This window comes from Ruegeria sp. D6 (assembly GCF_056534365.1).
On record NZ_JBQFPH010000002.1, the window covers coordinates 548808 to 561143 of the forward strand.

At 57.0% G+C, this 12336-nt stretch carries 13 protein-coding genes and 1 tRNA gene; 8 read left to right on the top strand and 6 right to left on the bottom strand.

Annotated elements, in window-relative coordinates; genetic code table 11:
- Positions 1–118: 118 nt before the first annotated feature.
- Positions 119–194: transfer RNA gene (locus ACR0A1_RS10135), tRNA-Trp, on the bottom strand.
- Between the two features lie 142 nt (positions 195–336).
- Between ACR0A1_RS10135 and ACR0A1_RS10140 the strand changes: the two genes are divergently transcribed.
- A complete protein-coding gene (locus tag ACR0A1_RS10140) occupies positions 337–1041 on the top strand; it encodes a DUF374 domain-containing protein (RefSeq protein ID WP_170402235.1) in 705 nt (234 codons plus the stop codon).
- A 34-nt stretch (positions 1042–1075) separates the two neighbouring features.
- Here the strand turns inward: ACR0A1_RS10140 and ACR0A1_RS10145 are convergent, their stop codons facing one another.
- The 4 genes from ACR0A1_RS10145 to parC form a co-directional block, all read right to left on the bottom strand.
- On the bottom strand, positions 1076–1297 hold the full coding sequence (locus tag ACR0A1_RS10145) for a hypothetical protein (protein WP_170420395.1): 222 nt from the start codon (positions 1295–1297) through the stop codon (positions 1076–1078).
- 270 nt (positions 1298–1567) lie between these two features.
- Entirely contained in the window at positions 1568–2743 is a 1176-nt protein-coding gene (tuf, locus tag ACR0A1_RS10150) for an elongation factor Tu (protein ID WP_010441214.1), read from the bottom strand.
- A 116-nt stretch (positions 2744–2859) separates the two neighbouring features.
- Positions 2860–3450: a hypothetical protein gene (locus ACR0A1_RS10155; RefSeq protein WP_170392584.1), complete on the bottom strand. Its 591-nt coding sequence runs from the start codon at positions 3448–3450 to the stop codon at positions 2860–2862.
- A 97-nt stretch (positions 3451–3547) separates the two neighbouring features.
- Positions 3548–5896, bottom strand: a complete 2349-nt coding sequence (parC, locus tag ACR0A1_RS10160; protein WP_170609722.1) for a DNA topoisomerase IV subunit A — start codon at positions 5894–5896, stop codon at positions 3548–3550.
- A 200-nt stretch (positions 5897–6096) separates the two neighbouring features.
- On the opposite strand from parC, the gene ACR0A1_RS10165 reads away from it, so the two are divergent.
- The 6 genes from ACR0A1_RS10165 (at position 6097) to ACR0A1_RS10190 (ending at position 10364) form a co-directional block, all read left to right on the top strand.
- The gene (locus ACR0A1_RS10165; protein ID WP_480752275.1) at positions 6097–6738 is read left to right on the top strand and encodes an SH3 domain-containing protein; all 642 of its coding nucleotides are present in this window, start codon (positions 6097–6099) and stop codon (positions 6736–6738) included.
- A 69-nt stretch (positions 6739–6807) separates the two neighbouring features.
- On the top strand, positions 6808–7635 hold the full coding sequence (locus ACR0A1_RS10170) for an SDR family NAD(P)-dependent oxidoreductase (protein WP_480752274.1): 828 nt from the start codon (positions 6808–6810) through the stop codon (positions 7633–7635).
- Between the two features lie 79 nt (positions 7636–7714).
- Positions 7715–7915, top strand: a complete 201-nt coding sequence (locus ACR0A1_RS10175; RefSeq protein ID WP_170392587.1) for a twin transmembrane helix small protein — start codon at positions 7715–7717, stop codon at positions 7913–7915.
- Positions 7916–7918: 3 nt separating this feature from the next.
- Positions 7919–8491 (top strand): cob(I)yrinic acid a,c-diamide adenosyltransferase, encoded by a 573-nt coding sequence (locus ACR0A1_RS10180; RefSeq protein WP_170425243.1) that lies wholly within the window; start codon positions 7919–7921, stop codon positions 8489–8491.
- A gap of 185 nt (positions 8492–8676) precedes the next feature.
- Positions 8677–9435 (top strand): electron transfer flavoprotein subunit beta/FixA family protein, encoded by a 759-nt coding sequence (locus ACR0A1_RS10185; RefSeq protein WP_170425241.1) that lies wholly within the window; start codon positions 8677–8679, stop codon positions 9433–9435.
- A complete protein-coding gene (locus ACR0A1_RS10190) occupies positions 9435–10364 on the top strand; it encodes an electron transfer flavoprotein subunit alpha/FixB family protein (RefSeq protein ID WP_170402252.1) in 930 nt (309 codons plus the stop codon). The genes ACR0A1_RS10185 and ACR0A1_RS10190 overlap by 1 nt, the downstream gene beginning before the upstream one ends.
- A gap of 63 nt (positions 10365–10427) precedes the next feature.
- On the opposite strand, the gene ACR0A1_RS10195 is transcribed toward ACR0A1_RS10190, so the two are convergent.
- Entirely contained in the window at positions 10428–11246 is an 819-nt protein-coding gene (locus ACR0A1_RS10195; protein WP_480867344.1) for a DUF6473 family protein, read from the bottom strand.
- Between the two features lie 163 nt (positions 11247–11409).
- Here ACR0A1_RS10195 and ACR0A1_RS10200 point away from each other — a divergent pair, with 163 nt between their 5' ends.
- Positions 11410–12285, top strand: coding sequence for a 3-hydroxybutyryl-CoA dehydrogenase (locus ACR0A1_RS10200; RefSeq protein ID WP_170513461.1), 876 nt, complete (start codon positions 11410–11412; stop codon positions 12283–12285).
- Positions 12286–12336 lie beyond the last annotated feature (51 nt).

The following is a 12336-nucleotide window of genomic DNA, read 5'->3' on the forward strand; positions in this document are numbered from 1 at the left end:
TTTCCTTCAGCCTTGATCAAGCTTTTTCTTTATTCCCGCACACGTCAAGTGAATTGCGCCACACGTAAGCACCAAGCCCACGCCTCTGTTGCAGGAATTTCGCTTGTCTGGTGGGAAATGGCAGGGGCAGCAGGGTTCGAACCCGCGACCTACGGTTTTGGAGACCGTCGCTCTACCAACTGAGCTATACCCCTAGGCTGGGCCATCAGATATGACAGAGGCGCAGCGGACTCAAGAGGCTTTTTGAGTTTTCCGAACACTTTACCGCTGACAAAAAAGTTGCGCCCGGCGCGCAGTTCTTTAAGACAAGGCTCGGCCAGCAGGAGGACCGCAGCCTTGAGCATCCGCAAGAAAATCGCAGACAGCGAAGCCGTGCTGAACTGGGTCGCGCGACGGATCGCAAGCTATATCCGATTGGTGCATCGCAACACACGCTGGCAGCGCATCGGTTACGAAGAACTGGATCAACTGGCCGAACAGGGCGAACCGGTCATCGTGGTGCTGTGGCACCAGAGACTGGCACAATCGCCATATTTCTTCCCACTGGACAAAGGCCGCATCTGCTCGATCACTTCGGCAGCGCGCGCGGGCAGCATGGTGGGGCGAGTGCAGAAGCTGTTCGGGATGGATACAATTGCAATGTCCAGCCGCAAGCGCCACGTCGCCTTGTCGCGCGAAGTGCTGGGAAAGATGAAACAGGGTATCTCGATTGGCATTGCCGCCGACGGCCCTCGTGGACCCGAGCGGGTATCCTCGACCGTACCGCTGGTCTGGGCTCGCACATCAGGTAAACGAGTTTTCGGCATCACCTATTCCGCGCGGCACGGGCGCGAAGCCGGAACTTGGGATCGTCTGCTGATGCCTCGCCCCTGGCGCAACGACGGCGTATTTCTGTGCCGCGAATGGACCGATCCAGTTCCACGCAAGGCCAGCGAAGAGCAGATTGAGGCCCTTCGTCTGAGCCTTGAGCAGCATATGAACGACATCACCGCCGAGGCCGACCGGATGGTCGGGCGTGAGCCATGGGCAAAGAGCATGTGAACCCAGAACCCGGCGTGAAACGACTATTGCGCCGTTAGGCCGCGTCTGCGCTGGTTTTGACCGAGGTCGCTCCTCTCGCCATGCTGTCCGACATTTCAGCAAGCTTGATATCAAATCGCTTGCGCTCTCGGCAAAAGTCGCTGATTTTGCACTCAACTTCCTGTTCGTCGTCACCGAGAACAGCGGCTCTCATATCATCCAAATCCTTGCTGTGAAGGATTTGCGTTCCATAGTTCAGAAATTCAAAACCAAACATCTTAGTCTCCCCTGATCGCCGGGACGCGCTTGATTTGCGCGTCACCCTTGCTGTTGCAATAGAGAGCTGGGAGTTCAGTCTTCGTTTGGAGTGGACGGTAGATTAAAAATGCGAGATCGACAGCTGTTTTGTTCAATGAACTCAGCTTGCCCGAGATTATTCGACGAATAATCTCAATGCGCCGAGAAGATTGGATGAGAAAAGGCCGCCCCAGTTGGAGCGGCCTTCTTTAGTTCACCGATTTGTCGGGCCAAAGCCCGACTACCGTGATTACTCGATGATTTTCGAGACGACGCCGGCGCCGACGGTGCGGCCGCCTTCGCGGATGGCGAAACGCAGGCCATCTTCCATCGCGATCGGGGCGATCAGCTCGACGGTGAAGCCGACGTTGTCGCCGGGCATAACCATCTCGGTGCCAGCCGCCAGGGTCACGGTGCCGGTCACGTCAGTTGTACGGAAGTAGAACTGCGGACGGTAGTTCGCAAAGAACGGGGTGTGACGACCGCCTTCTTCCTTGGTCAGGATGTAGGCTTCGGCTTCGAACTTGGTGTGCGGTGTAACCGAACCCGGCTTACACAGAACCTGGCCACGCTCAACACCGTCACGGTCGATACCGCGCAGCAGGGCGCCGATGTTGTCGCCCGCTTCACCGCGATCCAGCAGCTTGCGGAACATTTCAACACCGGTACAGGTGGTTTTCTGAGTGTCACGGATGCCGACGATTTCGATCTCGTCGCCAACATTGATCACGCCACGCTCAACACGCCCCGTAACAACCGTACCACGACCCGAGATCGAGAACACGTCTTCAACCGGCATCAGGAACGGCTTGTCGACTTCACGCTCAGGGGTGTCGATGTAGTCATCAACAGCCGCCATCAGTTCCTTGATCTTCTCTTCGCCGATTTCCGGGTTGTTGCCTTCCATCGCCGCCAGAGCCGAACCTGCGATGATCGGAATATCGTCGCCGGGGTATTCGTAGCTGGACAGCAGTTCGCGAACTTCCATCTCAACCAGTTCCAGCAGCTCTTCGTCGTCGACCTGGTCAACTTTGTTCATGAACACGACCATCTTCGGGATGCCAACCTGGCGGCCCAGCAGGATGTGCTCGCGGGTCTGCGGCATCGGGCCGTCAGCTGCGTTCACAACCAAGATCGCGCCGTCCATCTGAGCGGCACCGGTGATCATGTTCTTGACGTAGTCGGCGTGGCCGGGGCAGTCGACATGCGCATAGTGGCGGTTGTCGGTCTCGTACTCCACGTGGGCGGTCGAGATGGTGATGCCACGTGCTTTTTCTTCAGGCGCGCCGTCAATCTGGTCATACGCTTTGAAGTCACCGAAATACTTGGTGATTGCTGCGGTCAGCGTGGTCTTGCCGTGGTCAACGTGGCCAATCGTGCCGATGTTGACGTGCGGCTTATTACGCTCAAACTTTTCCTTTGCCATTCCTCAGGCGCCCTTTTTGCAATTTGGGGGACCCTTGGTCCCGTGGTTACATCTGCGCGCGCGAGATATTTGGTTCAGGGGGGAAAATCAAGCACATCCTGAGGGAAATGCATCCATCACGCCGGATTTTGTGTGACAGCTTCGGTTTCAAGCGGCTGGATCAAGCTGGGGCGCTTGTCAAACCAGCCATCATCCTTGTGCTCTTCGGCCAGCCATTCCTCAACCCGGTCGGCAACCTTCAAGGCCAGACCGTTCATCTGTTCTTCTCGGGTGCGCGCATTTCCTGATCCAGTAAGGGCGCTTTCACCGGTGGTATCTTCGAGCACCTGAAACTGCTTGCCTTTAGCAAGGAACTCTTTCTTTTCGACGTCATAGACGTTTACCAGAACGATAGCGGTGCTTTTGGGGTTGTAAATCACAGGAATACCCGGAGGTGCCAACATGTAGCCCTCGAGACTGATGCCAATATCGTATTCCTGCGAACCTTCATACCGGCCAAGCCTGATGTCCACTGCATTCTGGATCGCTTTGGTCCATTCATCCGGCGTAGCATCCCGCGAAACCGGTCCCTGAACGGCCTTTTCCGCAAAGGCATAATTCACGCGTAGCTTGAATTCACCCAGCGACTCGGGGTCTTCATAAACCTGCGTTTGGGTGCATGCGCCCATCAGGGCCAACCCGGTGATCAGTGTCAGAATGCGCAGCATGTCTCTCGTCTCGATAGGCCTGTTTTCTTTGGATGTAGCGCACCGATACGGGTTGTGCCAAGCCGTATCGGCAGATTTTCACCAAGCGGACAGCATATCACGAGAACTTGTAATCCCTCGGAAAGCCATAAGGTGCTTTTTTCCCAACACCCGCACGCTTGGCCAACCATTGGGACATATCCGCCTCGTGCCGGGTTTTGTCGCCGCCCATGGACCATTTCAGGCCCTCTTCCCAGTTGAAGGTGGTGATATCGGATAACCCACCATCCAATTCCAGTGTGCCCTGCCGCCCACGCGCCATGTTGTACTTCTGCAAGCGGACACCCTTACCACGGGTCATCTCGGGCAGTTCCTCTGTCGGGAACACTAGGAATTTCCCGTTCTGCGAGACAACAGCAACATGATCGCCCTCAACCGGCTTACAGATCATCGCCGTCTCGTCTCCTTTGACGTTCAGCACCTGTTTGCCATTCCGGGTCTGCGCCAGAACGTCATCTTCCGGCACCATAAAGCCGTTGCCCGCATCCGAGGCCACAAGCAGCTTGCGCCCCGGTTTGTGGATCAGGATGTCGATAATCTGCGCCTCGTTCGGCAGGTCGACCATCAGACGTAGCGGTTCGCCCATGCCACGCCCGCCGGGCAGGTTAGCGGCGCTGACTGTATAGAATCGGCCATTTGACGCAAAGACCAGCAGGCGGTCCGTAGTTTCCGCGTGGAAAATGAAACGTGGGCCGTCACCATCTTTGAACTTCAACTCGCGCTTCAGATCGATATGGCCGGTCATTGCCCTGATCCAACCCATCTGAGAGCAGACCACCGTGATCGGTTCCTTGTCGATCATCGCCTCAAGCGGCACTTCCTCGACCTGACCTGCCTCGGCAAATTGTGTCCGGCGCGCGCCGCCTTCATAGTCTTTGCCGAAGGTCTTCTTGGTCTCTTTGAGTTGCTCGGCGATCTTGGCCCATTGCAGGGCGGGGTCGGCCAGCAGGTCTTCGAGATTGGCGCGTTCCAGCATCAGCTCGTCGCGTTCGCGGACCAGTTCCATCTCTTCCAGGCGGCGTAAGCTACGCAGGCGCATGTTGAGGATGGCGTCGACCTGAACTTCGGACAACTCACCCTCACCCGGTTTGGGCGAGATATAGTCGGACTCATCCGTGGCGCGGACGTGATCTATGCCCCAATCTTCGCGCATCAGAGCGGCCTTGGGGTCGTCGTCGTAGCGGATGATATCGATCACCCGGTCGAGGTTCAGGAAGGCGACGATAAAGCCCTCCAATACCTCAAGGCGGTGGTCGATCTTGGCCATGCGGTGACGCGACCGCCTGATCAGCACCTCTTGCCGGTGGTCAAGGAACGCGCGCAGCACTTCCTTCATCGAACAGACCTTGGGCGTCACCCCGTCGATCAGCACGTTCATGTTGAGGCTGAAGCGCACCTCAAGGTCCGAGTTGCGATAGAGCATGCCCATAAGCACCTCGGGGTCCACATTCTTGGAACGTGGTTCAAGGATCAGGCGGATGTCATCAGCGGATTCGTCGCGGACATCGGCGAGGATCGGGATCTTCTTGGTCTGGATCAGTTCCGCGATCTTTTCGATCAGCTTGGATTTCTGAACCTGATAGGGAATCTCGGTGACGATGATCTGCCACTGGCCACGCCCTAGATCTTCAACCTCGTATTTACAGCGCAGCCGGAAGGATCCACGCCCGGTGCGGTAGGCCTGAGCGATATTTTCGGGCGGCTCGACAATGACGCCGCCGGTCGGAAAATCCGGGCCGGGAACATAATTCAATAGCGTATCGTCACGCGCATCCGGCGTCTTGATCAGATGCAGACAAGCGTCGCACAGCTCGGAAATATTATGCGGCGGGATATTTGTCGCCATGCCCACCGCGATACCGCTGGCGCCATTGGCCAGTAGATTCGGGAACTGTGCGGGCAACACGACCGGTTCGGTCAGTGTGCCGTCATAGTTGTCGCGGAAATCGACAGCGTCTTCGTTCAACCCTTCCAACAGGGCTTCGGCCACGATGGTCATCCGCGCCTCGGTGTATCGAGAGGCCGCCGGATTATCGCCGTCGATATTGCCAAAATTCCCCTGCCCGTCGACCAGTGGATATCGGACGTTGAAGTCCTGTGCCAAGCGCGCCATTGCGTCGTAAATCGCCGCGTCGCCATGAGGGTGATAGTTACCCATCACGTCGCCAGAGATTTTCGCTGACTTACGGAAACCGCCCGTCGCACTGAGTCGCAACTCGCGCATCGCGTAGAGGATTCGCCGGTGAACCGGCTTCAATCCATCGCGCGCATCTGGCAAAGCGCGGTGCATGATGGTGGAAAGCGCGTAGGTCAGGTAGCGCTCGCCAATTGCGCGGCGCAGCGGCTCGGCTACCTCGCCCCCATTGTCAGGGGTCTCCATATTGGGGTCGTCGATCGTATCGTTCATACATGATGTGATACGACGCAAGCGCGCGCGGGTAAAGCAATCGGCGCATATTTTGCTGGGGACAAGTCGGGCTTTTTGCAACAGGGGGAGGCAAGTATCGGATTTCCCCCGCTTTTCGACTCGAAGCTGAATCTATGGTAGGGTTTCGAACATTAAGACTGCTGCCTTTTATTGATGTTACGATTGCCAGGGGGTGCGCCATGAAGCGTGTTATTGTTATCACTTTCGCCATGCTCGGCTGGAGCTTCTATGTGATGAGCGGGGGCCCGGATTTCGAACCGCGCGGCACCCGCACCGAGCAACCGGTTCGCGTTGCCTCTGTGCCAGAACATGAGCCTGCATCCGACCACGCACCTCGGGCTAAAGACGACCACGCACCTCGGGCTGAAGACCTTGTGACCAACGTTGCCGCGCGCATTGTACAGGCGCGCGCTCAGCCCGAACCACAAGTAGAGGAGGATGCCGCAGTCGTCCTGTCACAAGTCGCGAACGATCCGCTGTCTCAGTTCTCTGCATTTGACGAGAACGGCGTCAGCTTTACTCTGGCTTCGCTTGAAGACGGAGCCGCCGGACTGTTGCAGGTCGAGGCCGAGGTGCAGGATGACATCACACCTGTGACTCAAGTCATCGAGCCCGAGAAAGATATCCGCGAAATCTCGGGCACGCGCGTCAATATGCGCGATGGGCCCGGAACGATTTACCCCATCATCGCCAAAGCCAAACTTGGCCAGCGCGTTGAGGTTCTCAGTGATTCCGGCACCGGCTGGCTGCGGTTGCGGTTATACCCTGATCAGCGGGTGGGTTGGATTTCTGCCTCACTGGTTCGGAAACCAACAAACTGACGCAACTGTGTCATTGTCCTGACCTAAAGCTCGCCATAGCTATGGGCGAAATACACAGGCGGGGGCAATATGCAGAAATCGATTCTGATCACAGGCTGCTCATCCGGGATCGGTCTGGACGCGGCGCACGGGATGCGCGCGCGCGGTTGGCGCGTTTTTGCCTCATGCCGTCAACAGCGTGACTGTGATCGGCTACGGGCACAGGGTTTCGACAGCCCGCTGATCGACTATACCGATTCCGGTAGCATTACCTCAGGCCTGCAGCAGGTTTTGGACGCGACCGGTGGTACGCTGGATGCGTTGTTCAACAATGGCGCTCACGGCCTTCCCGGCGCGGTTGAAGATGTCCCAATCGAAGGGCTTCGCCTAATTTTCGAGACCAACGTATTTGGCTGGCACGAACTAACCCGGCAAGTGATTCCCGTGATGCGGGCTCAGGGCCATGGGCGCATCGTGCAGAACTCATCAGTGTTGGGACTGGTCGCATTCCCCTGGCGCGGGGCATACGTCGCCACCAAATACGCCATCGAAGGCCTGACCGATACCTTGCGCCTAGAGCTACGAGACACCGACATCAAGGTCATCCTGATCGAACCAGGCCCGGTCACCTCGAAGATCCGTGTGAACGCGATCCCTGTCTTCGAACGCTTTATTGACTGGAAAAGCTCAGCCCTGCGACAGAGATACGAGGATACGCTGCTGAAACGCCTCTACGAATCCTCCGGACCTGACAAGTTCGAACTGCCTGCCTCGGCTGTTACCGCCAAATTGGCGCATGCGGTTGAATCCAAGCGCCCACGTCCGCGATACTATGTGACGACGCCCACCTATATCGCCGGATATCTGCGCCGTATTCTGCCCACCCGGGCCATTGATCGCATCCTCTCGGACATATGAGGCGAAATTACCTGTTCGCTTTTGCCGCTATCAACGCTAGATGACGGCTCAACAACTGAACAAACACGGACGGTGAGCTATGGACCTGACGATGGTCATACTGCTTCTGGCCATGGCGGCGGTCGTCGTCGTGCTGGTGATGGGCATTGCCAATTTTGGAAAACCCGGCAAAGAGGCCGCGCTGAAAAGCAACAAGCTGATGCGCCTGCGTATCCTGTTTCAGTTCATTGCGGTGCTGCTGATCGTACTTTACGTCTATCTGCGTGGGCAGGGAGGGTAAGGCATGGTCGTTCTCAACAAGATTTACACGCGCACCGGTGATGATGGGAAAACCGCTCTGGGCAATGGTGAGCGCGTTGCCAAATATTCCGGGCGTGTCGCGGCCTATGGCACTGTGGATGAGCTTAATTCCTTTGTCGGCGTGGCACGGACCGAAGCAGACGGAGAAGTCGAAGCCGCCTTGTCCCGTATCCAGAATGACCTGTTTGATCTGGGTGCCGATTTCTGCCGCCCCGACATGGATAAGGATGCCGAGGCCGACTACCCACCCCTGCGTATCGTTTCCGCTCAGATCGACCGGCTTGAAGCCGAGATCGACGCGATGAACGAAGCGCTCCAGCCCTTGCGCAGTTTCATCCTGCCCGGTGGCTCACGTTTGGCCGCGCATCTGCATGTGTGCAGAACAGTTTCGCGCAGGGCCGAGCGGTTGGCGGTTGAGCTAACCAATATGGAGCCGGTCAACGAGGTGGCGGTCAAATACCTCAATCGTCTGAGCGATTGGTTCTTTGTCGCCGCGCGCTGTGCCAACAACGGCGGGCACGATGATGTGCTCTGGATTCCCGGTGCAAACCGGTGATCGCGCCTGCCGTCGGGAAACTAAATTTCGTTTCTGGTCCAAAAAATGACAAAACGCGACGTCTCGAAACCATGACGTGACGATTTTGCTCTGTCGCAGAACATCACGACCCGCTATCTAAGCCAGCGAGAGCATTGGTGGAGTCGCTGCGCGGCTTGCCGTTTTTGTAAGGAGCATACGCAAAAATGAAGGTACTCGTGCCTGTCAAGCGCGTGATTGACTACAACGTGAAAGTTCGTGTGAAAGCGGATGGCAGCGGCGTTGATCTCGCCAATGTAAAAATGTCGATGAACCCGTTCGACGAAATTGCCGTGGAAGAGGCGATCCGCCTGAAAGAGGCGGGCAAGGCCGATGAGGTTGTTGCCGTTTCGATCGGTGTGAAACAGTCGCAGGAAACCCTGCGGACCGCACTGGCCATGGGCGCCGACCGCGCCATTCTGGTTGTCGCGGCGGATGACGTGCATCAGGACATCGAACCGCTTGCCGTTGCCAAGATCCTCGCCAAAGTGGTTGAAGAAGAGCAGCCGGGCATCGTTCTGGCGGGCAAGCAGGCGATCGACAATGACATGAACGCCACCGGTCAGATGCTGTCAGCCCTGCTGGGCTGGAGCCAAGGCACTTTCGCGTCCGAACTGGACATCGAAGGCGACACTGCCAAGATCACCCGTGAGGTTGACGGCGGTCTGCAGACCATCTCTGTCAAAATGCCGACCATCGTCACCGTCGACCTGCGCCTGAACGAGCCGCGCTATGCGTCGCTGCCGAACATCATGAAGGCGAAGAAAAAGCCGCTGGATGAAAAAACCGCCGCCGATTATGGCGTCGACGTCACGCCGCGCCTGGAAATCGTCAAGACCGAAGAGCCGCCGGCACGCGCCGCAGGTATCATCGTGGGCTCGGTTGATGAACTGGTCGAGAAACTCAAAGAAGCGGGGGCTGTGTAATGGCTGTTCTTCTTCTCGCAGAGGTTAACAATGGTGAGCTGTCGGTTGACGCCACCGCCAAGACCGTAGCGGCTGTCAAATCGCTGGGCGACATCACCGTTCTGGCCGCAGGTGGTTCTGCCGCTGCTGCTGGTGAGGCCGCTGCCAAGATCGATGGCGTATCCAAGGTTCTGGTGGCCGAAGACGCCTCGCTGGGTCATCGCTTGGCGGAATCGACCGCAGCCCTGATCGTGGGTCTGGCCGATGGGTACGAGCATATCGTTGCCCCTGCCACCACCGACGCCAAGAACGTGATGCCGCGCGTTGCAGCCCTGCTGGACGTGATGGTGATCTCGGACGCGTCTGGCGTGGTCGATGCCACCACTTTCGAGCGTCCGATCTACGCGGGTAACGCGATCCAGACCGTGAAATCGAACGACGCCAAGAAAGTCGTGACCATCCGGACCGCCAGCTTCGATGCGGCGGGCGAAGGTGGTTCGGCGGCGGTCGAGACCATCTCGGTCGGCGAAAACCCCGGATTGTCGTCGTGGGTCGAGGACAAGGTTGCTGAAAGCGACCGTCCTGAACTGACTTCGGCTGGTGTTGTTGTTTCGGGTGGCCGTGGTGTTGGCTCGGAAGACGACTTCAAACTGATCGAAGGCCTGGCCGATAAGCTGGGAGCCGCCGTTGGTGCCTCACGCGCCGCAGTTGACTCGGGCTACGCCCCGAACGACTGGCAGGTGGGTCAGACCGGCAAGGTTGTTGCCCCTGACCTGTATGTTGCAGTCGGCATCTCGGGTGCGATCCAGCACCTGGCGGGCATGAAGGACTCCAAGGTCATCGTTGCGATCAACAAGGACGAAGAAGCGCCGATCTTCCAGGTCGCAGACTTCGGTCTGGTCGCAGACCTGTTCCAGGCCGTGCCGGAACTCACCGAAAAACTCGGCTGATTTCCGACAAAGATTTTTCGACGAAAAATCTTAGAAGGTCCGCCACTGGCGGGCCTTTGCTGTTTATACGCCCAGGTCGTTGATCACTTGGGCAAGTGAGCCAGCGATATTGCGATGTGTGGCTGGGCCGATCATATGCTCGGCAATCGGTTGTTGCAGTGTGCCAAACAACATGTCTTCAAGCTCATTCGATACGCCGGATACCTGAACCTGCAAGGACAAAATATCCGTACAATGGGGCCTCAAAGGCTCAATCATCTCGGGGTTGATTGCAAAGCCGTCACCCGGTGTCGAATCCAAATCGCTTCTCTCCACTTGCAGATGCAAAAGCAGGACGGGCGGGCCTACTTCTGCAAGAAACTTGCCGAGCTTTCCGATCCAGACATTGCGCAACTCTTGTTCCACAAGTTCAATACGGGCATCCGAGCGTGCCGACAGGCGGGTCAGCAAGTGCTGTACAAAATGGACATCCGTAAAATCTACTTCGGGATACAGCGCAACCAGATCGGCATTTGGCGCAACGAAACGGTCATTGCGTCGTGGGTGCACCCGGTAGAATCGGTTCGATAGCCCCAGCATGCCGGGTAACTGCAGGACACATATATCAGACCGGTTTGCGATCTCCAGTAGCCCTTTGTCCTGCGTCAACGCCTCGGCACCGCAGAACAGGCTGCCCAGATTGACGCAGCGGCGATCCAGACGACGTTCCAACTCATTGGGAAAGGGGGTTTCTACGAAACGGCCAAAGGTCTCTTCGCCCCCCAAACATGCCACATAGGGGTTGTTCAACGCCCTTTGAGGGCCCCTGAAACGTAGTTTCGAATTTTCATATTCGCACGTCGTTTCCGCGGAATGGACCGCATTGATCGATTGATAGCTCATCACACTCACCCAAATATTCACCCAACCGCCATTTTGCCGCCGCAAGTCTTGAGAAAGTCCTAATGCGCGCATTTGAAGCGAAATTGACTGTCCCCGTCCCCTTGCCGCCCATAGGGAACTGCCGATAATGTCGCCATATTCTGCGAACAAGGGCATCGAACAAATGGACGTAAAATCAGTCGGAGTGATCGGCGCTGGACAGATGGGCAACGGGATTGCTCATGTTATGGCGTTGGCAGAGTATGATGTTCTACTGAACGATGTCAGCCAGGACGCGCTAAACAGCGCTATGGCAACCATTGAAACCAACCTGGCGCGTCAAGCGTCGCGCGGCAAAATCTCGGATGATGCAGTGAAATCCGCGTTGAGTCGGATCACGACGACGCTGAATCTGCCGGATTTGGGGCAGACCGATCTTGTAATCGAAGCCGCGACCGAGCGGGAAACGGTGAAACAGGCAATCTTTGAAGACCTGTTGCCGCACCTACAGCCACATACGATCCTGACATCGAACACTTCGTCGATCTCAATTACCCGGCTGGCCAGCCGCACCGACCGGCCCGAACGTTTCATGGGATTCCACTTCATGAACCCGGTCCCTGTGATGCAGCTCGTCGAGTTGATCCGGGGCATCGCCACCGATGAAGCAACCTTTAACTCCTGTAAAGCCGTAGTGGACCGGCTTGGCAAAACCTCAGCCAGCGCCGAAGATTTTCCGGCCTTTATCGTGAATCGCATTCTGATGCCTATGATCAATGAGGCGGTTTACACATTGTATGAAGGTGTCGGGAATGTGCAGTCCATTGACCAATCGATGAAACTGGGCGCAAACCACCCTATGGGCCCATTGGAACTAGCGGATTTCATCGGCTTGGATACCTGTTTGGCGATCATGAACGTGTTACATGACGGACTGGCAGACACCAAGTATCGTCCCTGCCCGCTGTTGACGAAATATGTCGAAGCCGGATGGCTGGGACGCAAAACCGAACGCGGGTTTTATGATTATCGAGGCGAGGTTCCGGTACCCACACGGTAGAATCTGAGAGGGCCAGCCCTCTCTTGAGCCTATGGCTCAATTCACTCCCGA